Source organism: Collimonas sp., from assembly GCF_044339385.1.
In the GTDB taxonomy this organism is placed as follows: domain Bacteria; phylum Pseudomonadota; class Gammaproteobacteria; order Burkholderiales; family Burkholderiaceae_D; genus Collimonas.
Genome location: NZ_JBIIVN010000002.1, coordinates 1 through 25,608, shown reverse-complemented (window position 1 = coordinate 25,608; position 25,608 = coordinate 1). Strand labels below are relative to the sequence as shown.

The window sequence follows — 25,608 nt, the reverse complement described above, 5'->3', positions numbered from 1 at the left end:
GCGCGGCATGTTGGCAATCAAGTCTGTATCAACTTGCGATGGCGCTGAATGCTCATCAGTATGCCAGCCCCCAGGCCCAGCGTCACCAGCGCGGTACCGCCATAGCTCATCAGCGGCAACGGTACGCCGACCACCGGCAAGATGCCGCTGACCATGCCCATATTAACGAAGGCATAAGTAAAGAAAATCAACGTGATGGCACCGGCCAGCAGCCGCGTAAACATGGTCGGCGCATTGACCGCGATCATCATGCCACGGCCGATCAACAAGAGGTACAAGAACAGCAGCACACCATTTCCGATCAGGCCGAACTCTTCTGAAAATACTGCAAAGATGAAATCGGTGGTGCGCTCCGGGATGAATTCCAGATGGGCTTGCGTACCCTTTAACCAACCCTTGCCAAAAATACCGCCTGATCCGACTGCAATGGCCGACTGGATAATATGAAAGCCCTTGCCAAGCGGGTCGGAGCTGGGATCGATCAGCATCATCACTCGCTGTCGCTGATAATCATGTAATACCGACCATAGCACCGGCAGGCTGGCGCCAACCGCCAGCGCCAGGCCAATCAAGATACGCCACGACAGCCCGGCCAGATAAATCACATAGAACCCGGCCGCCATCACCAGCGTGCCGGTGCCCAGATCCGGCTGACGGATGATCAGCCCCACCGGCAACGCCAGCAGCAACGCTGCAACCAGATAGTCGCGCCAGTTGATCATGCCTTCGCGTTTCTGGAAGTACCAGGCCAGCATCAGCGGCATCGCAATTTTCATGATTTCGGAAGGCTGGATGACCATACCGATATTGATCCAGCGGCGTGATCCCTTTTTTACGATGCCGAATACCGCCACCGCGATCAGCAGCGACACACCAAGCGCGTACACCGGGATGGCAAACCGCATCAAGGTCTGTGGCGGAATGTTGGCAGCCACCCACATGATCACGAACGCCACCAGGATATTACGCAACTGATCTTCCACCCGCCCCGGAAAATCGATGCCAGCCGAGTACAGGGTAACAATACCGACCGACAGAATCAGAAACAAGATCAACGACAGTGCGCCATCAAATACCGTGATGTACGATTTGATGCTTTGCCATATATTATGTTTGTCTGTCAGATTCATGATTCCTCTCGTCACTCGCGACTGCCGGGGTTGCCTCGCCGGGTTTATAGCTTTCTTCGGCTTTGTCGCCGGACTTCGGCGTCGGACGGCGCTGCAGGCTCGGTATTGTCCGCTGGTCCAACGGCTAGCGCCGCTGTTTTACCGGCAACGCCAGGACGTTTGCCTAACAAATAATAATCCATCGCCTTGCGCACGATCGGCGCTGCCGTAGAAGCTCCCCAGCCGCCGTTTTCGACAATCACCGCAATCGCGATGCGTGGTTTGTCAGCCGGCGCGAAACCGACATACCAGGCATTGTCGGCCAGGCGCGTGCCATTGTGCCGCTTGTCGTATTTTTCGCCTTGCTTGATACCAAGCACCTGCGCGGTTCCGGTTTTACCGCCTGACTCATAGCCGGCACCGGCAAAGATGGCCTTGCCGGTGCCTTCGCGCGTGACGCCGACCATCGCTTTTTTGATGAACTCGATATTTTCCTGTTTCAGTGGAATCCGATAGCTTTCTTTCGGCACGGTTTGGGTCTGCTTGTGCGTGTTGCCATCTTCAACGATCTTCACCAGATGCGGCTTCATCACCACGCCGTCGTTGACCAGCGTTGCTACCGCATGTGCCATCTGCAACGGCGTAAAGGCGTTGAAACCCTGGCCGATGCCAAGCGAAATGGTGTCGCCGCCGACCCATTTTTGCGCAGCTACCCGTTTGTAGTATTTGCGTTTCCAGTCGGTAGACGGCAAGATGCCGCGCTGCTCATGTTCCAGATCGATGCCGGTCAACTGGCCGAAACCAAACGGCTTCATGAAATCGTGGATGGTATCCGGGCCGAGATCGTTGGCCAGCATGTAGTAATAGGTGTCGCACGATTCGACGATCGATTTGTACATGTCGACCCGACCATGGCCGCCCACCTTGTCATCGCGGAACTGATGGCCGCCCAGCATGAAATAGCCGATATCGTTAATGGCGAAGGATGTGGTGCGCTTGCCCAGTTCCAGCGCGGCGAGCGCCATGAAAGGCTTATAAGTCGAGCCGGGGGCATAGGTGCCACTCATCGGACGATTGATCAGCGGATGATCGGGAGAATTGTTCAACTCGTCCCAGCTCTGTTGGTCGATACCTTCAACAAACAGGTTGGGATCGAAGGACGGCTGCGAGACATAGGCCAGCACATCGCCGGTGGACGGCTCGATCGCCACCAGTGCGCCACGCCGCCCGGCAAATGCTTCCTCGGCGACTTTTTGCAGTTCAATATCGATCGACAGGATCAGATTGTCGCCAGGCGTTGCCGATACGTGCGACATGCTGCGCACCGCACGGCCGCTGGCGGCAATCTCAATCTCTTCATATGCGGTGGTGCCGTGCAGTTGCCGCTCATAGCTTTTCTCTACGCCGTCCTTGCCGATGTAACTGGTGCCTTTATAGTTAGCCGCCTCGTCGCTGTCGTCAATGCGGTCGGCATCGCGCTGGTTGATGCGGCCAATATAGCCAATCACATGCGCGGCCACATCTCCCAGCGGGTATTGGCGGAACAGACGCGCCTGCACATCAACGCCGGGGAAGCGATAGCGCTGCGCGGTGAAGCGCGCCACATCCTCAACGCTCAGACGAGTACGGATCGGCAGGCTGGCGAAACTCTTAGAGTCTTCCAGCAGTTTCTTGAGGCGGCGCCGGTCCTTGGGAGTGATGGTGACGACTTGCGCCAGATCGTCAATCACGCTTTCGAGGTCGCCCTTGATTTTGGAGCGGGTGATTTCCAGCGTATAGGCAGAATAGTTACGCGCCAGGACAACGCCGTTACGGTCCATGATCAGGCCGCGGTTAGGCACCACCGGCACCAGCGAAATGCGGTTATCCTCGGCCTGTGCCGCGTAGGCATCGTGACGCACAACTTGCAGCCAGATAAAGCGCGCGCACAGCAAGCCGAAGCAGATCAACGCGAACACGATGGCGGCGGTGATCCGCAGACGGAAGTTTCGTAGTTCACGTTCTGTGTTTTTGAATTCGGTCATAGTTAATATTGCACCAGCGGATACGCCAACTGCGATGACAGCATCGACAAACTATACAGCCTGCCGCTGACGCTGTTGCAGCGACTAAATGGGACGGTTGTCGTCACGGTTTACTGCACGTCGTTGCGGCGCAAGCAACAGCCAGACCACGATCGGCCACAGCGCCGCCGAGATGAAGCCTTCGGCAAAATACAACCAGCCCGGGAATTTACCGCTAACCGATATGTGGATCACAAGTTGCACCACTTGCGTCATCAACATCAGCGGGAACACGTACAAGACTTGCACGCTGACCGGAAACCACAGAACGCGGCGATGGATCATGATCGCAAAATAAGACAGCAGGGTATAGGCCAACGCGTTCTGTCCGAGCAGCGTGGCTTCGTGCACGTCCATCAGCAAGCCCATGCAAAAGGCGATGCCGATACCGATCTTGCGCGGTTGATGAATGCTCCAGAAAGCCAGCACCAGCGCGACAAAATCGGGCACGCCGTTCCACTGCCCCCAAGGCAGCAGATTCAACAGAAAAGCCAACAGCAACGTCATCGCAATGAACAACGGATTGGCGGGCAACAGGATGTAATGAGGGCGCATCATCTGACTCCGGCGCTGCGGGGATTTTGGTTCTTGCGTGCCGCCTCCGGGCCGCCATCCTTGGCAGCGTCTTTAGCGACTTCTTTCGCGGCCCCCGTCTTGTCGCGGGTGCTATCGGTCAGGCGGCGCTTGTTGAGTACATCATTCTTGCTGTTGACAACGGCCGGCTCGTCGTCGGGCCGGGCCACCGGATTCGGGTCAACCAGCAAAATCAGCAGTTGGGTGTGGCGATCGATGCCGGCCACCGGTTCGCAAACAATATGGGCGAAGGCATCGGTCGACTTACTCTCCACCTGAACCACCTTGGCGACCGCTAAACCGGCCGGATAAACGCCATCGATACCGGATGTCACCAGCAGGTCGCCCTTCTGGATATCGGCATTGTAGGACATGAAACGCAAATCGAGATATCCGGACTGGCCGCGACCGTAAGCGACGCTGCGCAAGCCATTGCGCAGCACCTGCACCGGGATCGCCTGATCCTTATCGGTCAACAGCGTTACCTCGGAAGTGAAAGGGAAAACACGCGTCACCTGGCCGACGATGCCAGCATCGTCAATCACCGGCTGGCCGGTGGCAACACCTTGCTGGGAGCCGCGATCCATGATCACCTTGCGCGCAAACTGATCGCGCGCGTCATACAGGATTTCACTCATCACCGACTTTACTTGCAAGCGCTGCTGCGCTCCCAGCATTTTGCGCAGTTGTGCATTTTCAGCGGCAAGCAATTGCGCCTGCTGCAACTGCTGCGCACGCGCGCCTTGCTGGCTGCGTAATGCCTGGTTTTCTTTCTCCACCGTCGAGAGTGCAGAAAAATAATCGACGACCTTATTCGCCGCGTCGCGCGGCATCAAGGCTGCCATCTGCAACGGATACAGCGCGGTACCGACCGCTTGCCGCACTATAAGCAAGGCATGAAGCCGGGAATCGGCAATCAGGAGCGCCAGCGCCAGCAGCGTGCATATCACCGCCTTGGCGCGCGCCGAAGCACCTCGTTTGAAGAGAGGTGGTGGACTATATTCCATCAATAACAGACAGATTGAGATTGGTCAGCGGCGGGCGGCCTAGGCATGCACAGCATCGGTTGTCGCACTCGCCGGCGCGCCCGCCCGATTGCCGGTATCGCCTTAACGGAACTGGCGTCGCTACGCAAGCGAGCCGCAGGCACCGATGCAGCGACGCACCGATCCGGTTGCCGTCACCCAACCTCAATAGCGACATGGAGAGGCAGGGCGCGCATCGCATCAGCCTGGCTTACTCGTAAGAAAAAATCGAACCCAACTTGTCCATGCGCTCCAGTGCCATGCCGCAACCGCGCACCACGCAGGTCAGCGGATCTTCGGCGACGATCACCGGCAGGCCGGTTTCTTCCATCAACAGGCGATCCAGATCGCGCAGCAGCGCGCCGCCGCCGGTCAGCATCATGCCCTTTTTGGCGATGTCGGCGCCAAGTTCCGGCGGCGTCTGTTCCAGGGCGTTCTTGACCGCCGATACGATGTTGTTGAGCGGATCGGTCAACGCCTCCAGAATTTCATTGCTAGAGATAGTGAATGAGCGCGGGATGCCTTCGGACAGGTTGCGTCCCTTGACTTCCATTTCACGCACTTCCGAACCCGGGAAGGCCGAACCGATGGCCTTCTTGATCGCTTCTGCGGTTTGTTCGCCGATCAACATGCCGTAATTGCGGCGGATGTAATTGACGATGGCTTCGTCGAACTTGTCGCCGCCGACACGGACCGAACCCTTGTAGACCATCCCGCCCAGCGAGATGATGCCGACTTCGGTAGTGCCACCGCCGATATCGACTACCATCGAACCGGTTGCATCCGACACCGGCAAGCCAGCGCCGATTGCCGCCGCCATCGGCTCTTCAATCAGAAGCACCTGAGAAGCGCCGGCACCCAGCGCGGACTCACGAATCGCCCGGCGCTCAACCTGGGTCGAGCCGCAAGGTACGCAGATGATGATGCGTGGGGATGGCTTGAAGAGCTTGGTGTCGTGCACCATGCGGATAAATTGTTTGAGCATTTGCTCGGTGACGGTAAAGTCGGCGATCACGCCATCTTTCATCGGACGGATCGCTTCAATATTGCCGGGAACCTTACCCAGCATTTGCTTTGCTTCCTTACCTACAGCTTGAATCGTCTTCTTACCGTTAGGGCCGCCCTGCTGGCGAATCGCAACAACCGAAGGCTCGTCTAAGACAATACCTTGATCGCGTACATAAATCAGCGTATTCGCGGTACCCAAGTCAATCGCCAGGTCATTCGAAAAGTAACTGCGTAAAAATCCAAACATGAATTGTTCCAATGCGCAACAATGGTGCGCTTAAGTACGTTTTTTAGGGGGGGGTGTCTAATATGTCTCGTATCCGGCGCATGGCAAAGATCGATTACCTGCCGCATGGACGCAACATTCTACCTTATAATTTGACTCAAATTAGGGCGTATGGCGCTCAAAATGCTTGCTTTCCACAAAATTTTAGGATTCCCCCTACAAGCATCTGCCTTCTTCTTTTAACCATCCTTTATGCAAGCGTGCTCCGGTGCGCCATTGAAAACCATGTCATTAGCACTTTCCGACGTTAAACGCATTGCCAATCTGGCACGCCTGGAACTCACCGAAGACCAAGCCGCATCGACTCTGGACAAACTCAACGGCATCTTCGGTCTGGTCGAACAAATGCGCGCCGTCGACACGACCGGCATCGCGCCGCTGAGCCATCCGATAGCAGCGATTCGTGCTGATCTTTGCCTGCGCCTGCGCGCAGATGAGGTCACCGAGCCTGACCGGCGCGAAGCATATCAGGCGGTTGCTCCGGCCACCGAAGACGGCCTCTATCTGGTGCCAAAGGTGATTGAATAAACCGGTTCGCGCGCGCTTGCGCTGCGCCGCAAGCGGTTTGTCGTCCCCGGCCTGAGCGGCTGTCACGCAAAGTTAATATTTAAAAGTACTCATGCATACCAAAACACTCAAACAATTGTCGGCACTGCTACACGAAAAGAAAATTTCCGCCGAAGAGTTGGCAAAACTGTATCTGGCTAAAATCGCGGAAAGTGATCTCAACGCTTTTCTGCACGTTGACCAGGATCTGACACTGCAACAGGCGCGCGCAGCCGATCTGCGCTTGTCGAAAAACGACAGCACCGTGCTTACCGGCGTGCCGATCGCTCACAAGGATATTTTCGTCACGCGCGGATGGCGCGCCACCGCCGGCTCGAAGATGCTGGAAAATTACATCAGCCCATTTGACGCGACCGTTGTTGAACACTTCAACAACGCCGGTATGGTCACCTTGGGCAAGCTGAATTGCGACGAATTCGCGATGGGCTCGTCGAATGAAAATTCGTATTTCGGCGCGGTCAAGAACCCATGGGACAAGAGCGCAATTCCGGGCGGTTCGTCCGGCGGTTCGGCCGCCGCAGTTGCCGCGCGCCTGACGCCAGCAGCCACCGCAACCGACACTGGCGGCTCAATCCGCCAACCGGCGGCCATGTGCGGCGTGACAGGCATCAAACCGACTTACGGCAGCGCCTCGCGCTTTGGCATGATCGCCTTTGCTTCATCGCTCGATCAGGCTGGCCCGATTGCACAAACCGCGGAAGACTGCGCCTTGCTGCTCAACGCCATGACCGGCTTCGACGCACGCGATTCAACCAGCCTGGAACGTCCAAAAGAAGATTTCAGCCGCGACCTGAACAACGACCTGCAGGGTCTGCGTATCGGCATTCCGCGCGAATATTTCAGCGCGGGCCTGGCGCCGGATGTCGAACAGGCGGTACGTGCCGCGCTGCACGAATATGAAAAGCTGGGTGCCAAGCTGGTTGAGATTTCGCTACCCAAAACCGAGCTGTCAATCCCGGTCTATTATGTCATCGCACCGGCCGAGGCATCGTCTAACCTGAGCCGCTTCGATGGCGTCCGCTACGGCCATCGCGCAGCAGATTACAAAGACCTGGCCGACATGTACAAGAAATCACGCGCAGAAGGCTTCGGCGACGAAGTAAAGCGCCGCATACTGGTCGGCGCGTATGTGCTTTCGCATGGTTATTACGACGCTTATTACTTGCAAGCGCAAAAAATCCGCCGCCTGATCGCCGAAGATTTCCAGAATGCGCTAAGCGGCCCGAACCGCCAGTGCGACGTCATCATGGGGCCGGTAGCGCCGACCGTGGCCTGGGATCTTGGCTCCAAGGCCAACGATCCGGTGGCCAATTATCTGGCCGATATTTACACCCTGTCGACCAGCCTGGCCGGCTTGCCCGGCATTTCGATCCCATGCGGTTTCGGCCAGGGCGAGAAGAACGGGCGGCGACCGGTTGGGCTGCAAATCATCGGCAATTACTATGATGAAGCCAGATTACTGAACGTCGCGCACCAGTACCAGCGCGTAACCGACTGGCACCTGCGCGCGCCGGATTAAAAAGTAAAGCACACCATGCCATCGACCTTACGCAACAACTTCCGCCGCCGCACCGGCCTGCTGCTGTTTGTACTGGCAACGGCGCTGCTGGCGCCGCTCGCCCAGGCGCAACAGTTGCAGACTAAATTCGGCTGCAACATGACGCGCAATGAAGATGGTGAAAAGGTGATTTACGGCGATACCGGAGAATTCAGGCTCAACGGCAAGCGCATCGAGGCATTGCGCTGGGAATCGGCGCTGTACCGGCCGACCCACGGTTTCGAATGTAGCATCGACAGCAGCGACGATCCGCAGGCAGAGGTGCAGCGCGACGGCGCCAGGGAAAACTGGCGGATTACGTTGAAAGATCCGGCAGCGGCGCGCCAGCGACGCGGCTACGATTTTTTCAATCACGGCATGAATTGCAGTATCCGCCTGCAGCGCGATGGCGATAAGCTGCACGTCATACCGAGTTGCCCGGCACTGTGCGGATCAAGAGGAAATTTTACGACACTGTCGGTAGACTTAAAAACCGGTACATGCAGTTACGAACAAAAATAATTGTGGGGAAAAGCCGCTCGGAGAACATTAAAAGGCACCGCCGTGCGCCAAATTACGCTATCCGAGCGAGGCTGTCGCCAACTAATCAGATGAGGAATTATTATGCAGTGGGAAGTCGTGATCGGTCTGGAAACGCATACGCAACTCTCGACCAACTCAAAAATTTTTAGTGGCGCATCGACGCGGTTCGGCGCTACTCCCAACACTCAGGCCAGCCCGGTTGACCTGGCGCTGCCGGGCGCATTGCCAGTGCTGAACCGCGGCGCCGTAGAGCGCGCAATTCAGTTCGGTCTGGCGGTGAATGCGAAGATTGCACCGCAATCAATTTTCGCGCGGAAAAATTATTTCTATCCAGACCTCCCGAAAGGCTACCAGATCAGCCAGTTCGAGATTCCTGTGGTTCAGGGCGGTAAGGTTTCCTTCGTGCTGGAGAAAGACGGCAAGAGCGAACTGCGCAGCGTGCAGTTGACGCGCGCGCATTTGGAAGAAGACGCCGGAAAATCGCTGCATGAAGACTATCAAGGCATGACCGGCATCGATCTTAATCGTGCCGGCACGCCGCTGCTGGAAATCGTCACTGAACCTGATATGCGCAGCGCCGCCGAAGCGGTTGCCTACGCCAAGGCATTGCATTCGCTGGTGATGTGGCTGGGCATTTGCGACGGCAATATGCAGGAAGGCTCGTTCCGCTGCGACGCCAACGTTTCGGTGCGCCCGGTGGGACAGGCTGCTTACGGTACCCGCAGCGAAATCAAGAACCTGAACTCATTCCGCTTCCTGGAAGAAGCCATCAACTACGAAGTGCGCCGTCAGATCGAACTGATCGAAGACGGTGGCACCGTCGTGCAAGAAACCCGCGTGTACGATCCTGACAAGAAAGAGACGCGCTCGATGCGCAGCAAGGAAGATTCGCAGGATTACCGCTACTTTCCGGACCCGGACCTGCCGCCGCTGGCCATCAGCGCCGAATGGGTTGAACGCGTGCGCGCCACCATGCCGGAATTGCCGGGCGCGATGCGCGAACGCTTTGTCAACGATTTCGGCCTGTCGGAATACGACGCTGCGGTACTGACCCAATCGAAATCAATGGCCAGCTACTTTGAAGCGGTGACTGCCAAGGCCGGCAAGCAACAAGCCAAACCTGCCGCCAACTGGCTGATGGGCGATGTTTCTTCGGCGTTAAACCGGGAAAATGTCGATATCGCGGATGCCCCGGTCAGCGCTGCGCAACTGACGCTTTTGCTGCAACGAATCGCTGACGGCACCGTCTCCAACAAGATCGCCAAGGAAGTGTTCGGGGCGATGTGGGAAGCGAAATCGGCACAAGAAAACCTGGCAGACGAGATCATCGAAAGCAAAGGATTGAAGCAGATTTCCGATAGCGGCGCGCTGGAGAAAATCATCGATGAAGTGCTGGCGGCGAATGCTAAATCGGTCGAGGAATTCCGCGCTGGCAAGGAGAAGGCATTCAACGCCTTGATCGGCCAGGCCATGAAGGCCACCAAGGGCAAGGCCAATCCGGCGCAGTTGACCGAGCTGTTGAAGCAGAAATTGACGGCTTAAAGAGCGCTTGCGGCATGGGCGCTGGACGCCCGTGCCGGTTCTTGGCATTTGTTGTGTGACACGCGTGGGCAAAAAAACCATGGCCCGCCGTGCTTTCTTCGCCCGAAACCTCGCCTCATCGCCCCCGCGGCTAACGCCCGCCCTGAGCCTCCGGCATGTTGCTGACCAGTTCCCGGTAGTGCTTCAGCGTTTCATCATACTTGCCGTTGATGCGCGCCATCTCGGCCTGATGATCGGCCATGCTCTTCTGGTTGGCGGAAATGGCGCGGTTTGCCTCGTCCATCTTGTTGCGCAGCTCTGCGGGCAGGGTCTTGCGGTTTTTATAGAATTCGGCTTCGGTATTGGCGGCCTTGAGTTGGTTGCGTGCATCGTCGATCATGGCCTGGTCGCGCTTGACCAGATCTTGCGATAACGACAGGTAATAGCGCCGCGAATCTTCGATATCGCCCTCGCTGCGGTAACGCGCCAACAGGGCGCGGTCCTGTTGGCGACGCAAATCTTCAGCCACAGTCTCAGCCTTGCGCTTGTCCTCCAGCAGTTGCTGCTGGCGCTTTTGTTCGGCAGTCAACGGCGCAGGAATTTCTCGCTTGACCACGCCGGTCTTGCTTAATTCGACGATTTTGCGATCGGCGCACTCCGGCATCGGATGATCGCCGGTGACCGTGCGCCCGGTCGCGTCCTTGCAGGTAAAAATCTGGCCGTGCGCCAGTAACGGCGACAAACCCGCAACCATGCACAGCAACCCGCGTCCAAGAGTTATCGCAATCCGCTTCATTCCCACCACCCACGACATGTATCGACACAGTTTTTTCTATTCCTGCAGCACATAGAAAACGCCAGAACCACGGCTTGCGTGTCGCATCAAACCGCGGATCAGGCTACGCCGTATCGCTCCCGATAAGCCGCCACTGCCGCCTTGTAACGCGTCAGTTCCGCATTGGCGCCGGCACCGGAAATATATTCCAGCAAATCGTTCAGGTTGCCGATCGAAATCACCGGTATGCCATATGACCTGGTCACCTCCTCGACTGCGGAGTTAGCCGACAGCGCATCGTCCTTGCCGGAGCGCTCCATCCGGTCCAGCGCAATTACCACCGCACACGGCGTGGCGCCAGCCGCACGGATCATTTCCACCGATTCGCGCACCGAAGTGCCAGCTGAAATGACGTCGTCGATAATCAGCACACGGCCCTTCAGCTCAGCGCCGACGATGTTGCCGCCTTCGCCATGATCCTTGGCTTCCTTGCGGTTGTACGCAAACGGTACGTTGCGTCCTTCTGCTGCCAACGCGACCGCAGTTGCCGATGCCAGCGTAATGCCCTTATAAGCCGGCCCGAACAACATATCAAATTGCAAACCCGAATCAATCAGGGTGCGCGCATAGAATTGCGCCAGCTGACCCAGCGCAGCGCCCTCGTTAAACATGCCCGCATTGAAAAAGTACGGCGAGGTACGCCCGGCCTTGGTCACAAACTCGCCGAATCGCAGCACCCCGGCCTTGACCGCAAATTCAATAAATTGTTGACGTAAATTGTTCAAAATGCATTCCAGACGGTTTAAGTTGACAAATTTTGTCGCTATTTGCCCGGCAAAAGCGACACCAAACCGCCATTTTAAATGGAGTTCATCCGATACACAGCAGTAAGTGCAAACACTGTGCCTGCTTTGGGGCAATGTTTTGTATGACTGACCACCATGACCGACGCGCCATCCGAGTGGAATCGGTTATCCTTATGCCCGGCATTTCTGCCTGCAACTTTTTTCCTATCGCCCAAACATGCTAAGAATCATTTCCGCCAACCTCAACGGCATTCGCTCGGCCGCAAGAAAAGGTTTCTTCGAGTGGATGGAAAAGCAAGCCACCGATTTCGTCTGCGTTCAGGAATTGAAAGCCCAGGCCGCTGACATGACGCCGGAATTCCTGGCTCCTGCCGGTTATGTCGGCCATTTTCACTATGCCGAGAAAAAAGGCTATTCCGGCGTCGGCCTATACAGCAAGCGCACGCCGAATGCGGTGCGCATCGGCTTCGGCAATGCCGAGTTCGATGCCGAAGGCCGCTACGTCGAATGCGATTTCGGCGATCTGACCGTAATTTCTCTGTATTGCCCTTCCGGTTCGTCAAGCGAGGAGCGGCAGCTTGCTAAATTCCGTTTCATGGAAGCTTTTCTGCCGCATTTGCAGGAACTCAAAGCGAGCGGCCGCGAAGTGGTGATCTGTGGCGACTGGAACATCGCGCATCAGGAAATCGACCTGAAAAACTGGAAAGGCAATAAAAAAAATTCGGGCTTCTTGCCCGAGGAGCGCGCCTGGCTGACGCAGCTGTTCGATGAAGTCGGCCTGGTCGATGCCTTCCGCAAGGTCGATAAGCGCGATGAGCAATACACATGGTGGAGCAACCGCGGCCAGGCTTGGGCCAAGAACGTCGGCTGGCGTATCGATTATCACATCACCACGCCCGGCATCGGAGCGCGGGCGCACACGGTTGGCATCTATAAGGATGAGCGCTTCTCTGACCACGCGCCGCTGACTATCGACTATGCGTAGCCAAGCGTCATTACGCCAGCAGCGGCTCGCCGTCGACAAACACGATCAATTCGCCCTCGGCGAATTTAGTCCATACTTCATTGCTGGTCAGCGGCTGAGTGACAATCACCGCGACCCGGTCCTGCGGCGTGGTGAGCTGCGAGAAATCGACGCTGACATCCTCATCCGACAAATGCGCTTCGGCGAACGGGTGCTTGCGCACGATGCAGTAAAGATTGGTCGAGCAATGGGTGAACAAGGCCGAGCCGTCCGACAGCATCATGTTAAAGGTGCCATAGGCGGCAATCTCGCGCGTCAACTCAGAGAGCGCTGCAGTCAGATCGGCCTGTGCCGGCGGCGTATCGCCAAAACGCTGGCGCAATTGTTGTAGCAGATAACAGAACGCCAGTTCGCTGTCGGTATTGCCGACCGGGCGATACGGGCCGTCGATACGCGGCGCAAATTCCTTGAGATCGCCGTTATGAGCGAAAACCCAGTAACGTCCCCACAATTCCCGCACAAATGGATGACAATTTTGCAATGCAACCTGGCCTTGCGTGGCCTTGCGGATATGCGCGATGACGTTTTTTGACTTGATCGGGCAGCGCCGGATCAGTTCCGCCACCGGCGACGCGATGGCGGAACTGATAATCGACGAAATGGCGCACCCCGCTGCCCTCGAAAAAAGCGATGCCCCAGCCGTCGCTGTGATGATCGGTCTGGCCGCCGCGGGTGGCGAAGCCGGTAAAGCTGAACACAATGTCGGTCGGCACATTGCAATTCATTCCTAGTAACTGACACATATTCCTGAGCCAAATAAAATTTGCAAAACACAATCTGATAACGGTATCACGCGTGACTCGTAATAAAAAGTGAAATATGGTGATGCATTTTCTCATCCTCTGAAAATCAAACAATCGCAACCGGCAAGCAAAGCGTGGCAAGTGAAGCGCCACAAACAGATGACAATACATCGCCGATTCTGATAGCGTTGGGCTTTTATTTGTTCTGGGGCGTGGCGGCATGGATCAACTGGCAGCGATGCGCGCGTTCCGGCGCGTGGTGGAAAGCGGCAGCTTCACCGCCGCCGCAGAACTCAATCAATCGCACACGATCGTCTCGCGCCAGGTCCGCCAACTGGAAGTGCATCTGGGCACGCAACTGCTCAATCGCACCACGCGCCGCTTCGCATTGACTGAGGCCGGGCGGCAATACTATGAGCGCTGCCGACTGATCCTGGATCAAATCGATGACGCCGGGATCGCGGTTTCTGCCCATCAGGCACGTCCATCCGGCCTGCTGCGGATCAATGCGCCAATGGCGTTCGGCACGCTGGAACTGGCGCAATGGCTGCCCCAGTTCATCCTCGCCAACCCACTGATCAAGGTCGACCTGGTGTGCAACGACCGCTTGGTCGACATCATTGAAGAAGGGTTCGATGTCGCTTTGCGGCTGACCGGCTCGCTAGCCGACTCGACCTTAGTGGCAAAGCGACTGACGACCAGCGATGTGCTGCTGGTCGCCTCGCCTGGCTATCTGAAACGACATGGCGTGCCGCGTCAGCCGGCCGATTTAATGCAGCACAATTGCCTGATTTATACGCTCGCAGAAAAGCCCGGCGAGTATATTTTTCATGGTACCGACGGCGATGAACAGGTCGTGGATGTGCGCGGCAACCTGCAAGCTAATACCGGCATCGCACTCAGATCGGCGGCGCTTGCCGGGCTAGGCATTACCGCTACCGCTGCGTTTATCGTGCAGGAGGATTTACGGCGCGGCGACCTGTTGCGCATACTTCCCGGCTTCACGATGAAGCCGCGCGAGTTGTATGCGATGTATCCGCAAAATCGCCATTTGTCGCCCAAAGTCAGGGCCTTCGTCGATTTTGCAGTGTCCTGGTACAGCAGGCCGTGCCGGGAACAAGCTGGTTCAGTAGCGACGAGCGTGACTGATCTGGCATCAATCTGTCAGGCCGTTGGCAACAACGGAAATGAGTGAAAGGAGAGAACATGTTTATTCATCAGCAATCTGCTTATGCATCGACAATGCAAGCTATAACGCATCGGCAAAATAGCTGGAAATCCCAACAGATCGCGGCGCTCATGCCATGATTTTCCAGAGGAAATTGTGAGCAACGAAAGCCTGCCCGCCGCCGATGGCGCATTCAGCGTGCGGATTGAACCCAGCGGATGGCGCTTCACGGCAGCGGACAGCATGTCACTGCGCGAGGCCGCGCGCCAGTGCGGCATTGATTTGCCTAGTTCCTGCAGGAATGGCACCTGCAGAACCTGCATGTGCCTGCTACTGAGCGGACAAATACGCTACCAGATCGAGTGGCCGGGCCTGAGCAGCGACGAAAAGAAAGCAGGCTACATCTTGCCCTGCATCGCCCGGCCGCAATCAGGCCTGGTCATCCTGGAACCGCGCGCCACGCGTATCTCCCGATAAAGCGTGCCCTAAACCGGCACCGGACTGTGCAAGCGCGCCGCTACGGCCCGGTGCTGCTGCGTCAAACCGCCGAAGCCGTAGGCCGCCGCTCGCACATCGTGTACATGGACGTAGCTTGCATGATGCAGCTGGCCCAGCAACGCCTCTATTTCCCTGAAGACGGCATCGATATAGTGCGCCTTTTCGGCAGCGGTATTGGTTTCATCGGTGATACGGATATCCAGGAAGAAGCTGGTTTTCTTTTGCGCAGCCAAAGAAGCGCCGCCGATAAACCAGTGCATCGGATCAATATGCGAAATGGCAATCGCGGTCAGCTGTGGGTCCTTGTGCAGGATTTCCTCGGTCAGACGCGACAGTGTGGCGGCGACGCTGAAGGAAACCGCAGCGTCCGGGGCCGTGGATAGGATGACGGTAAGTATGGGCATGATGTACTTTCAATGTTGGGTAATTAAATAAACAATGTTTGCAGCAACCAAAAAATCCCGCGTCAACAGATAAAATCCAGGATTTCGTCGGAGCTCCGAATGGTTGCGTTACGGCTCGGGAGGCTAGACGAGAGATTCATGTGAACACCTGATGCTGACTTGGAGTAGACAGCTTAAGGCCGTGCACAACGACAGCACAGCAGGCAGGTGGTACATGATTTGTGCTGTTTCCGCACAAATCGCTGTTGCATGCGCAGACCGGTTATCCAGACGACTTCACATTTCCAAGCTTCAATCGGCCAACGGCAAAGGGCTGGACAGCTTGATTTCTTCCAGGCACACCATCGAGCGCACCCCTGCCACGCCCGGCACTTGCATCAGGCGATCAGTCAGGAATGCCGACAGCGATTTCAAGTCGCTTGCGGCGACTTTCAGCAGGTAGTCGAAATCTCCGGAAATCGTGTAGCACTCTAATATTTCCGGAAACAGGCGGATCGCCTTTTCCAGTTTGCGTACCTGCTTGAACTGCTCACGCGCGATGTTCAGGTTGACGAAAGCCACTACGCCCAGCCCGATCGCCGCCGGCTCCACCTGCGCCGTATAGCCGCGAATGATGCCTTCCTTCTCTAGCCGCTGCACCCGGCGATAGCACTGCGGCGGCGACAAATTCACCTGCTCTGATAATTCGACATTGGAGGCGCGGCCATTGGCCTGCAAGGTTCGCAGCAAAATTCGATCGTAACGATCCAGTTTTTCCATCTCAATCTCCGTTGATGCACGATTCGTGCGTATTACATGCAATACCTGAGCAATTATGCACAAATATTTCCAGTGCTTGTGATTATCATGTAGTCAGATGTATTGCAGCTATTTAACAGCATTTTAGTGCCCCTCTACACGTCTCAGCCAGCGTCCGCCAACGGACAAATTCAGCGGCCTGTCGGCCTCTGGTCAGGCTAGGTTTACAGAAGTGGCCTCAACCGGAGCAGATCATGAAGAACCATGAGAACCATGCAATAACTCTCGAAGACCGATACTGTGCGCACAACTATGCACCGCTGCCAGTGGTACTGAGCAGCGGCAAAGGGATCTGGCTGTGGGATCAGGACGGCAAGCGTTACATGGATATGATGTCGGCCTATTCCGCCGTCAGCTTCGGCCATAGCCATCCGACGCTGGTGGCGGCGCTGACCAAACAAGCCGCGCAGCTGGCCATCGTCTCGCGCGCCTTCTACAGCGACCAGCTCGGTCCGTTCCTGCAACTGCTGTGCGAAATGACCGGCATGCCGAAAGCGTTGCCGATGAACAGCGGCGCCGAAGCTGTCGAAACCGCGCTCAAGGCGGCCCGCAAATGGGGCCACAAAGTAAAAGGCATTGCCGAAAACAGCGCTGAAATCATCGTTTGCCATGGCAATTTTTCCGGCCGCACCACAACCATTATCGGTTTCTCGTCGGAAGCCCAGTACCGTGACGGCTTCGGGCCGTTTTCCGGCGGTTTCGCCAGCGTGCCGTTCGGCGATGCGGCCGCCATGGAAGCGGCGATTACGCCGCGCACCGCCGCCTTTCTGCTGGAACCGATCCAGGGCGAAGCCGGCATCATCGTGCCGCCGACAGGTTATTTGGCCAAATGCCGCGAAATCTGCGACCGCCACAACGTGCTGCTGATCTGCGACGAAGTCCAGACCGGCCTCGGCCGCACCGGCCGCTTGCTGGCTAGCGGCCATGATGCTGTCAAGCCGGACGGCCTGATCCTCGGCAAAGCACTGGGCGGCGGCTTGCTGCCGGTGTCGGCTTTCCTGGCCCGTGAAGATCTGATGGCCGTCTTCACACCCGGCGACCACGGCAGCACCTTCGGCGGCAACCCGCTGTCGGCCGCGGTCGGCCATGCCGCGCTGCGCTTGCTGCGCGAGGAAAAACTGGCAGAGAATGCCGCACGCATGGGCGAACAGTTGCTGGCCGGATTACGTGCGATTAAACATCCCGCTATCCGGCAAATCCGCGGCAAAGGCCTGTTGATCGGCATGGATCTCGATCCTGCCTTTATCCCTGCGCGCACATTCTGCGAACGCCTGATGGCGCAAGGCATCTTGTCTAAGGACACTCATGACACCGTAGTGCGTTTTGCGCCGCCGCTGATCATTACTGCCAACGACATCGACGCCGCACTGGCTGCGATTCACCACACATTTGCCACCATCGATACACCCGAAATTACCTGACCGAAAGGAGCTACGCATGACCCACCATCTGCTGGACCATACCGCGGAAGACACATTCCTGATGTGCGCTCCGGATCATTTTGAAGTGTCTTATGTCATTAATCCGTGGATGGCCGGCAATATTGCGCATGGCAACCGCAGCCTCGCCATGCAGCAATGGCAAGCACTGGTGGCTTCCATGCGCCAGGTGGCCAGGGTCAAGCTGATGCCAGCCATGCCGGGCGTGCCGGATCTGGTGTTTACCGCCAATGCCGGCGTCGTGCTCGGCAACAAGGTAGTGCTGTCGCGTTTCCGCCACGTTGAGCGGCAAGCTGAAGAAGCCTATTTCGACGCAGCCTTTACCGAACATGGCTTTGAAGTGCTGACCCTGCCGCCGGAACTACCGTTTGAAGGTGCCGGCGATGCGCTGATGGATCGCCGCGAGAGCTTGTTGTGGTTCGGTCACGGTCACCGCTCTGATAGCGCCTGCGCGACCGGCTTGTCGGCATTGCTGGATATCGAAGTGCAACCGCTGAAGCTGGTGGATGCGCGCTTCTATCATCTGGATACCTGCTTCTGCCCACTGGCTGGCGGCTATGTCATGTATTTCCCGGAAGCATTCGATGCAGCGTCGCAAGCAGAAATCGTCGCCCGTGTGCCGGCCGACAAGCGCATCGTGGTCGGCAGCGAAGATGCGCTGCATTTTGCTTGCAATACCGTCAACTCTGGCCGTCATATCTTCCTCAATCAGGCGTCCCCGGCGCTGGTCGAGCAACTGCAAAGCCGTGGCTTCATCGTTCACCAGACTGCCCTGACCGAGTTCCTGAAGGCTGGCGGCGCAGCAAAATGCCTGACCTTGAAGCTCAATGAACCACGTCAAGACGCAGCGCAGGTGGTCCGTCAGGAAGCTGCGTAATCTGCCTTTGGGCTGCCATTGAAAATATGCAAGCCCCTGATTTAACGTATAATTTTAGGCATGACCCTTGTAAAAAACCCGGCGCTATCGGCGACCGGGTTTTTTGCGTCCTTGACCAGAGTACCCTCATGAGACCTGCCGTGACGCCTTCAGCAACAACTGCTACCGCTCCGATCAATCCCACCGAAACCCGCCTGCGTGAGCTGCTGGCGCAACGCATCCTGATTCTGGATGGGGCGATGGGCACCATGATCCAGCAATACAAGCTGACGGAAGAAGATTACCGCGGCGGTCCCGGCGGCCGTTTCATCGACTTCACCGGTCCGGGACGCGAGCTGTTCGTCAAGGGTAACAATGAATTGCTGTCGCTGACCCAGCCGCACATCATCAGCGAAGTCCATGAGCAATACCTGGCCGCCGGCGCCGACCTGATCGAGACCAACACCTTCGGCGCCACCACGATTGCGCAAGATGACTACCACATGGCCCATCTTGCTTACGAAATGAATGTCGTATCGGCCCGGCTGGCACGCGCCGCCTGCGATAAATATTCGACGCCGGACAAGCCGCGCTTCGTCGCCGGCGCACTCGGCCCGACGCCGAAAACAGCGTCGATCTCGCCTGACGTCAACGATCCGGCGGCGCGCAATGTCAGCTTCGACCAACTGGTCGCCGCATACCTGGAACAAACCCGCGGCCTGGTCGAAGGCGGCGCCGACGTGCTGCTGGTGGAAACCATTTTCGACACCTTGAACTGCAAGGCGGCGCTGTTCGCCATCGATACCTTCTTCGAAGAATCCAAAGATAACGGCAAGGCGCGTTTGCCGATCATGATTTCCGGCACGGTCACCGATGCGTCCGGCCGTATTCTCTCCGGCCAGACCGTAGCCGCCTTCTGGAACTCGATCCGCCATGCCAAGCCGCTCACCGTCGGCCTCAACTGTGCACTAGGTGCGGCGCTGATGCGCCCGTATGCGGAAGAACTGTCGAAGATCGCCGACACCTTCATCTGCATCTACCCGAACGCCGGCCTGCCCAATCCGATGAGCGACACCGGTTTCGATGAAACCCCGGACGTGACTTCGTCGCTGCTGAAGGATTTCGCCGAGAGCGGCTTCGTCAATATCGCCGGCGGCTGCTGCGGCACCACGCCGCCGCACATCAAGGCGATTGCCGACACCGTGGCCAGGATTGCGCCGCGCAGCGTACCGGAAACTACGCATGAAATGCGGTTGTCGGGACTGGAGCCGTTCACCATCGATGACAACTCCCTGTTCGTCAACGTCGGCGAACGTACCAACGTTACTGGCTCCAAGGCGTTTGCGCGGCTGATCCTCAACGAACAATACGACGAAGCGTTAGCGGTAGCCCGCCAACAGGTGGAGAACGGCGCCCAGGTGATCGACATCAACATGGATGAGGCGATGCTGGATTCAGTCGCCGCCATGCAGCGCTTCCTCAGCCTGATCGCATCCGAGCCGGATATCGCGCGCGTACCGATCATGATCGACTCGTCTAAATGGAGCGCCATCGAAGCGGGCCTCAAATGTGTGCAGGGCAAGGCGGTGGTGAACTCGATTTCGATGAAGGAAGGCGAAGCAGAATTCCTGCGTCAGGCCAGGCTGTGCCGCCGTTACGGCGCGGCGGTGATCGTCATGGCCTTCGATGAGAAAGGCCAGGCCGACACGTTCGAACGCAAGATCGAAATCTGCGAACGCGCCTACAAATTGCTGGTCGAGCAGATCGGTTTCCCGCCAGAAGACATCATTTTCGATCCGAATATTTTCGCCATTGCCACCGGCATCGAAGAACACAACAACTACGCGGTCGATTTTATCAACGCTACCCGCTGGATCCGCGAGAATCTGCCGCACGCCAAGATCAGCGGCGGGGTTTCTAACGTCAGCTTCAGCTTCCGCGGCAATGATCCGGCGCGTGAAGCGATCCACACGGTATTCCTGTATCACGCCATCAAGGCCGGCATGACCATGGGGATCGTCAACGCCGGCATGATGGGCGTCTACGACAACCTGCCTGCTGAGCTGCGCGAGCGGGTCGAAGACGTGGTGCTCAATCGCCGAGAGGATGCGACCGAGCGCATGATCGAAATTGCCTCGACCCTGAAAGCCGGCGACAAGAAAGAAGAAGCAACGCTGGAGTGGCGCAACGGCAGCGTGCAGCAGCGGCTGGCGCATGCGCTGGTGCAAGGCATCACGCAATGGATCGTGGAAGATACCGAGGAAGCGCGCCAGCAATTGCTGAGCAATGGCGGCCGCCCGATCCACGTGATCGAAGGGCCGCTGATGGATGGCATGAACATCGTCGGCGACCTGTTCGGCCAGGGCAAGATGTTCCTGCCGCAGGTGGTCAAATCGGCGCGCGTGATGAAGCAGGCGGTGGCGCATCTGATCCCGTACATCGAAGAAGAAAAACGACTGCACGAAGAACTGACCGGTATCGCTGCCAAACCGAAGGGTAAGATCATCATCGCCACGGTCAAGGGCGATGTCCACGACATTGGCAAGAATATCGTCTCGGTGGTCCTGCAATGCAATAATTTTGAAGTGGTCAACATGGGCGTAATGGTGCCGTGCTCGGAAATTCTGGCAATGGCCAAGGCCGAGAATGCCGACATCATCGGCCTCAGCGGTCTGATCACCCCATCGCTGGAAGAAATGGCTTACGTCGCCAAGGAAATGCAGCTCGACCCTTACTTCCGCAGCATCAAGATGCCTTTACTGATCGGCGGCGCCACCACCAGCCGCGCCCATACCGCAGTCAAGATCGCGCCGAATTACGACGGCCCGGTGGTGTATGTGCCGGATGCTTCGCGTTCAGTCTCGGTGGCGCAATCGCTGCTGACGCCGCAACAGCGCGACCAATACATTGCGGAAATCGCGCTCGATTACGAACGCATCCGCGCGCAGCACGCCAACAAGAAAGCCGCACCGTTGTTGGCGCTGGCTGCGGCGCGCGAGGATCGTACCAGGCTCGAATTTGCGCCAGTCAAACCCAGGTTCATCGGCCGCCGCGTTTTCAAGAACGTCGATCTGGGCACGCTGGCGCGCTACATCGACTGGGGTCCGTTCTTTCAGACCTGGGATCTGGCTGGCCCGTATCCGGCGATCCTGACCGATGCAGTGGTTGGCGAAGCCGCCAGCAGGGTATTCGAAGAAGGTCAGGCGCTGCTGAAGAAATTGATCGACGGCCGCTGGCTGACCGCCAACGGCGTCATCGCGCTGATGCCAGCCAACACGGTCAACGACGACGATATCGAAATCTATACGGACGACACCCGCAGCAAAGTCGCTTTCACCTATTACGGCGTGCGCCAGCAAACCGTCAAACCGGTGATCGATGGCGTGGCCCGGCCGAACCAGTGCCTGTCCGATTTCATCGCACCGAAATCATCCGGCATTGCCGACTATATCGGCCTGTTCGCCGTCACCAGCGGCATCGGCATCGAGAAGCACGAAAAACGCTTTGAAGATGCCCATGACGATTACTCGTCGATCATGCTGAAATCGCTGGCTGACCGCCTGGCGGAAGCGTTTGCCGAATACATGCATGAGCGGGTGCGCAAGGATTTATGGGGCTACGTTCCTGATGAAGCATTGTCCAACGAGGCCCTGATCAAGGAAAAATACAGCGGCATCCGCCCTGCTCCAGGCTATCCGGCCTGTCCGGAACACACGGTCAAGGCTGATATGTTCCAACTGCTGCAATGCGGTGAAATCGGCATGCAATTAACGGCGTCTTTTGCTATGTTCCCGGGCGCCGCTGTTTCCGGCTTTTATTTCGCGCATCCGGAATCGAAGTACTTCGTGGTCGGCAAAATCGGCGACGATCAGGCCAGCGATATGGCGGCACGGCGTGGTGTGCCAAAGGAAGATATCGAGCGCTGGCTGGCGCCGAATCTGTAAAAACAAAAAAGGGGGCTCTGCAGCCCCCCCTTTTTTTTCACCTGAGGCAAACCGTCAATCCAGCGCTGCGCTCAGTCGCCGCCCAGATGAATGAACTTGAACAAAAAGATCGCGGTAATCACCCACACCATCACCGGCACCTGCCTGGCGCGGCCGGTGAATAGCTTCAGCGCCGCGTAAGCGATAAAGCCGAAGGCGATGCCGTTGGCAATTGAGTATGTGAAAGGGATCATCAGCACGGTGATCACGGCAGGCACGCTTTCGGTGCTGTCTTCCCAATTCAGATGTACCACTTCGCGCAGCATCAGGCCGGCAACATAGAACAAGGCGGGAGCCGTTGCGTAGGCCGGCACCGCGCCGGCCAGCGGTGAAATGAACAGGCAAGCCAGGAACAGGATGCCGACTGCCAGCGCAGTCAGGCCAGTACGGCCACCGGCCTGGACGCCCGCCGCGCTTTCGACGTAGGCGGTGGTGCTGGAAGTGCCCAGCATGGCGCCCGCCACAATCGCGCTGCTGTCGGCCAGCAAGGCTTTGTTCAGGCGCGCCATCTTGCCGTTGACCAGCAGACCGGCGCGGTTGGCGACGCCCATCATGGTGCCGGTGGCGTCAAACATTTCAACCAGGAAAAACACCAACACGATGTTCAGGATACCCATCGACAAAGCACCCATGATGTCGAGCTTGAACAAGGTCGGCTGTATCGATGGCGCCAGCGCCAGGACGCCGTTGAAGGTATTGTCGCCAACCACAAAGCTGGGCACGGTCACGCTCAGGATGCCGAGCAGGATCGCCCCCTTGACCTTGAGATGATCCAGCACCACGATCAGCAGGAAACCAAGGATCGATAGCATCACCGGAATTTGATGCAAGTCGCCGAGTTGCACCAAGGTGGCAGGATTTGCCACCACCAGACCAGAACTTTTCAGAGCAATCAAACCGAGGAACAGACCGATACCGGCGGTGATGGCAATCCGTATCGTCGGCGGAATGCCGTTGACGATCATGCCGCGGATGCCGACCAGGCTGACGATGATAAACAGGCAGCCAGACAGGAACACCCCGCCGAGCGCCACCTCCCACGACACGCCCATACCCTTGACCACCGCATAGGCGAAGTAGGCGTTGAGCCCCATGCCAGGCGCCAGCGCAATGGGATAGTTGGCGTACAAGGCCATGATCAGCGTGCCGACGGCGGCGGCCACGCAGGTTGCAACGAACACCGCCCCCTTCGGCATACCGGCATCGCTGAGGATCGCGGGGTTGACGAAGATGATGTAGGCCATCGTCAAAAACGTGGTCAGGCCAGCAATCAACTCGGTACGAACGTCGGTGCCGTTTTCTTTCAGCTTGAAGAATTTTTCCAGAAATTGCACGGTCATGCCCCTCTTGTTAAAGTCACTGCCTTGTATTTTTACCAGCCAGACGAATACCAACAAGGCCATGCTACACAGCGCCCTAGCAATACCTCGATACCTCGATATTGGCCTGATATTGGTCGAATCGAATCACCTATTCGCTGCCTATTCCATATTACAGATAATTGATATCGGTCGTTTCACAATATGGATGGCCGGCGCAAATGTTAATCTACGATCATAATCAACAGGCCGCGGCATCACTCTTGCCATCATCAGTAGCGCATCCCGGCGCCCGGTCATGCGGCCAGCAAGGCAGAAATGTTGCATTAGTCGCTCAGTCACCCAGCCAGAATGGAGATCGTCTTGTCTACGCCCGCCCCCAATTCCCCGACCGAATCGCTCATCCGCTTCTACTATCGTGGCGCAATCCACACCGTGGAGCAGGCGGCGCCTACCCGCACCATCCTGCAATACCTGCGTGAAGACTTGCACTGCACCTGCAGCAAGGAAGGCTGCGCGGAAGGCGATTGCGGCGCTTGCACGGTGCTCATCGGTGAACAGCGGGCCGGCGGCGTGACGCTGAAATCGGTCAATTCCTGCATCCGGTTTTTACCAACGCTGGATGGCAAAGCGCTGTATACCGTCGAGGATCTGAAACAAAATGACGGTACCCTGCATCCGGTGCAACAGGCGATGGTCGAATGCCACGGTTCACAATGCGGCTTTTGCACACCGGGCTTTGTGATGTCGCTGTGGGATCTGTATCTCCGGCAGAATCTACCGCAGAATCTGGAGCATGGGCGCAGCGAGCCCCTGCAACGCAAGCAGATTGACATCGCGCTGTCCGGCAACCTGTGCCGCTGCACCGGCTACCGGCCGATCATCGACGCCGCCCATCGGATGGTCGAGCTGCCCGCCGTCAGCTTTGATCGCATGGCTTTGCAACAAGCGCTGCAAGCGCTGCAGCGCGACGCAATGTTCACCTACCGCCACCAAGGCCAGACTTTCTACGCACCGCGCACGCTGGCGCAACTGGTACAAGTGCGGGCTGCCTGTCCCGCCGCTCGCATCCTGGCCGGACCCACCGATGTCGGCCTGTGGGTGACCAAACAAATGCGCGATCTGGGCGATATCATCTACCTCGGCCAGGTAGCCGAATTGAATACCCTGGCAGTGCGCGACCGGCAGCTCGAGATCGGCGCCGGTGTTACGCTGAATGGCGCTTATGCAGAAATCTGCAAGCACTACCCCGAGTTATCCGAAATGTGGCAACGCTTTGCCTCGCTGCCAATCCGCAATGCCGGCACGCTGGGCGGCAATGTCGCCAATGGTTCGCCGATCGGCGATTCGCCACCGTGGCTGATTGCCCTCGGCGCACAAGTCGTCTTGCGCGGCCCGGCCGGACAACGCCCGATGCCGCTGGAAGCGCTGTACCTTGTTGGCGCTAATTGAATCTTGACCCAGCCTGCTGATTGAAATGTGACCCAGGGCTGGTCGCTGCGTTTTGAGTTAGCAGCTGTGGATAAGTCTATCAAACAGTTGGTGTTGAAGCACTCCTTTTTT

20 protein-coding genes and 2 pseudogenes are annotated in these 25,608 nt (G+C 57.5%); 11 read left to right on the top strand and 11 right to left on the bottom strand.

The window, feature by feature from the left end:
- Positions 1–17 precede the first annotated feature (17 nt).
- The 5 genes from rodA to ACIQ0R_RS00325 form a co-directional block, all read right to left on the bottom strand.
- On the bottom strand, positions 18–1,130 hold the full coding sequence (rodA, locus tag ACIQ0R_RS00345) for a rod shape-determining protein RodA (protein ID WP_395822554.1): 1,113 nt from the start codon (positions 1,128–1,130) through the stop codon (positions 18–20).
- A 44-nt stretch (positions 1,131–1,174) separates the two neighbouring features.
- Positions 1,175–3,133, bottom strand: a complete 1,959-nt coding sequence (mrdA, locus tag ACIQ0R_RS00340; RefSeq protein ID WP_395822552.1) for a penicillin-binding protein 2 — start codon at positions 3,131–3,133, stop codon at positions 1,175–1,177.
- Between the two features lie 84 nt (positions 3,134–3,217).
- A complete protein-coding gene (gene mreD, locus ACIQ0R_RS00335; protein ID WP_395822550.1) occupies positions 3,218–3,730 on the bottom strand; it encodes a rod shape-determining protein MreD in 513 nt (170 codons plus the stop codon).
- Positions 3,727–4,752: a rod shape-determining protein MreC gene (gene mreC / locus ACIQ0R_RS00330; RefSeq protein ID WP_395822548.1), complete on the bottom strand. Its 1,026-nt coding sequence runs from the start codon at positions 4,750–4,752 to the stop codon at positions 3,727–3,729. The genes mreD and mreC overlap by 4 nt, the downstream gene beginning before the upstream one ends.
- A gap of 229 nt (positions 4,753–4,981) precedes the next feature.
- Positions 4,982–6,025, bottom strand: a complete 1,044-nt coding sequence (locus ACIQ0R_RS00325; RefSeq protein ID WP_395822546.1) for a rod shape-determining protein — start codon at positions 6,023–6,025, stop codon at positions 4,982–4,984.
- A 264-nt stretch (positions 6,026–6,289) separates the two neighbouring features.
- On the opposite strand from ACIQ0R_RS00325, the gene gatC reads away from it, so the two are divergent.
- The 4 genes from gatC to gatB all read left to right on the top strand — a co-directional run bounded on the left by gatC (position 6,290) and on the right by gatB (position 10,253).
- On the top strand, positions 6,290–6,592 hold the full coding sequence (gene gatC, locus ACIQ0R_RS00320; RefSeq protein ID WP_395822544.1) for an Asp-tRNA(Asn)/Glu-tRNA(Gln) amidotransferase subunit GatC: 303 nt from the start codon (positions 6,290–6,292) through the stop codon (positions 6,590–6,592).
- A gap of 91 nt (positions 6,593–6,683) precedes the next feature.
- On the top strand, positions 6,684–8,150 hold the full coding sequence (gatA, locus tag ACIQ0R_RS00315; protein ID WP_395822542.1) for an Asp-tRNA(Asn)/Glu-tRNA(Gln) amidotransferase subunit GatA: 1,467 nt from the start codon (positions 6,684–6,686) through the stop codon (positions 8,148–8,150).
- Between the two features lie 15 nt (positions 8,151–8,165).
- Positions 8,166–8,690: a hypothetical protein gene (locus tag ACIQ0R_RS00310; protein WP_395822540.1), complete on the top strand. Its 525-nt coding sequence runs from the start codon at positions 8,166–8,168 to the stop codon at positions 8,688–8,690.
- Between the two features lie 102 nt (positions 8,691–8,792).
- Positions 8,793–10,253: an Asp-tRNA(Asn)/Glu-tRNA(Gln) amidotransferase subunit GatB gene (gene gatB / locus ACIQ0R_RS00305; protein ID WP_395822538.1), complete on the top strand. Its 1,461-nt coding sequence runs from the start codon at positions 8,793–8,795 to the stop codon at positions 10,251–10,253.
- Positions 10,254–10,383: 130 nt separating this feature from the next.
- Here the strand turns inward: gatB and ACIQ0R_RS00300 are convergent, their stop codons facing one another.
- Complete coding sequence (locus ACIQ0R_RS00300) at positions 10,384–10,986, bottom strand: DUF4124 domain-containing protein (RefSeq protein WP_395822536.1); 603 nt, start codon at positions 10,984–10,986, stop codon at positions 10,384–10,386.
- Between the two features lie 140 nt (positions 10,987–11,126).
- Positions 11,127–11,792: an orotate phosphoribosyltransferase gene (gene pyrE, locus ACIQ0R_RS00295; protein WP_395822534.1), complete on the bottom strand. Its 666-nt coding sequence runs from the start codon at positions 11,790–11,792 to the stop codon at positions 11,127–11,129.
- A gap of 238 nt (positions 11,793–12,030) precedes the next feature.
- On the opposite strand from pyrE, the gene ACIQ0R_RS00290 reads away from it, so the two are divergent.
- On the top strand, positions 12,031–12,798 hold the full coding sequence (locus tag ACIQ0R_RS00290) for an exodeoxyribonuclease III (RefSeq protein ID WP_395822533.1): 768 nt from the start codon (positions 12,031–12,033) through the stop codon (positions 12,796–12,798).
- 10 nt (positions 12,799–12,808) lie between these two features.
- On the opposite strand, the pseudogene ACIQ0R_RS00285 reads toward ACIQ0R_RS00290, so the two are convergent.
- Positions 12,809–13,580, bottom strand: a pseudogene (locus ACIQ0R_RS00285) (class II glutamine amidotransferase).
- A 220-nt stretch (positions 13,581–13,800) separates the two neighbouring features.
- Here ACIQ0R_RS00285 and ACIQ0R_RS00280 point away from each other — a divergent pair.
- Both ACIQ0R_RS00280 and ACIQ0R_RS00275 read left to right on the top strand, forming a co-directional pair.
- Positions 13,801–14,775, top strand: coding sequence for a LysR family transcriptional regulator (locus tag ACIQ0R_RS00280; protein WP_395822531.1), 975 nt, complete (start codon positions 13,801–13,803; stop codon positions 14,773–14,775).
- A gap of 129 nt (positions 14,776–14,904) precedes the next feature.
- On the top strand, positions 14,905–15,225 hold the full coding sequence (locus ACIQ0R_RS00275; RefSeq protein ID WP_395822529.1) for a 2Fe-2S iron-sulfur cluster-binding protein: 321 nt from the start codon (positions 14,905–14,907) through the stop codon (positions 15,223–15,225).
- Positions 15,226–15,233: 8 nt separating this feature from the next.
- On the opposite strand, the gene ACIQ0R_RS00270 is transcribed toward ACIQ0R_RS00275, so the two are convergent.
- Both ACIQ0R_RS00270 and ACIQ0R_RS00265 read right to left on the bottom strand, forming a co-directional pair.
- The gene (locus ACIQ0R_RS00270) at positions 15,234–15,650 is read right to left on the bottom strand and encodes a 4-oxalocrotonate tautomerase family protein (RefSeq protein WP_395822527.1); all 417 of its coding nucleotides are present in this window, start codon (positions 15,648–15,650) and stop codon (positions 15,234–15,236) included.
- Between the two features lie 291 nt (positions 15,651–15,941).
- Positions 15,942–16,409 (bottom strand): Lrp/AsnC family transcriptional regulator, encoded by a 468-nt coding sequence (locus ACIQ0R_RS00265; RefSeq protein WP_395822525.1) that lies wholly within the window; start codon positions 16,407–16,409, stop codon positions 15,942–15,944.
- A 233-nt stretch (positions 16,410–16,642) separates the two neighbouring features.
- Here ACIQ0R_RS00265 and rocD point away from each other — a divergent pair, with 233 nt between their 5' ends.
- The 3 genes from rocD (at position 16,643) to metH (ending at position 22,687) form a co-directional block, all read left to right on the top strand.
- Positions 16,643–17,869, top strand: coding sequence for an ornithine--oxo-acid transaminase (gene rocD / locus ACIQ0R_RS00260; protein ID WP_395822523.1), 1,227 nt, complete (start codon positions 16,643–16,645; stop codon positions 17,867–17,869).
- A gap of 16 nt (positions 17,870–17,885) precedes the next feature.
- Positions 17,886–18,764, top strand: a complete 879-nt coding sequence (locus ACIQ0R_RS00255; protein WP_395822521.1) for a dimethylarginine dimethylaminohydrolase family protein — start codon at positions 17,886–17,888, stop codon at positions 18,762–18,764.
- 128 nt (positions 18,765–18,892) lie between these two features.
- The gene (gene metH, locus ACIQ0R_RS00250) at positions 18,893–22,687 is read left to right on the top strand and encodes a methionine synthase (protein ID WP_395822519.1); all 3,795 of its coding nucleotides are present in this window, start codon (positions 18,893–18,895) and stop codon (positions 22,685–22,687) included.
- A gap of 71 nt (positions 22,688–22,758) precedes the next feature.
- Here the strand turns inward: metH and ACIQ0R_RS00245 are convergent, their stop codons facing one another.
- Positions 22,759–24,060 (bottom strand): NCS2 family permease, encoded by a 1,302-nt coding sequence (locus ACIQ0R_RS00245; RefSeq protein ID WP_395822588.1) that lies wholly within the window; start codon positions 24,058–24,060, stop codon positions 22,759–22,761.
- A 336-nt stretch (positions 24,061–24,396) separates the two neighbouring features.
- Between ACIQ0R_RS00245 and xdhA the strand changes: the two are divergent.
- Positions 24,397–25,482 (top strand): annotated as a pseudogene (gene xdhA, locus ACIQ0R_RS00240) (xanthine dehydrogenase small subunit); the annotation flags it as partial.
- Positions 25,483–25,608 lie beyond the last annotated feature (126 nt).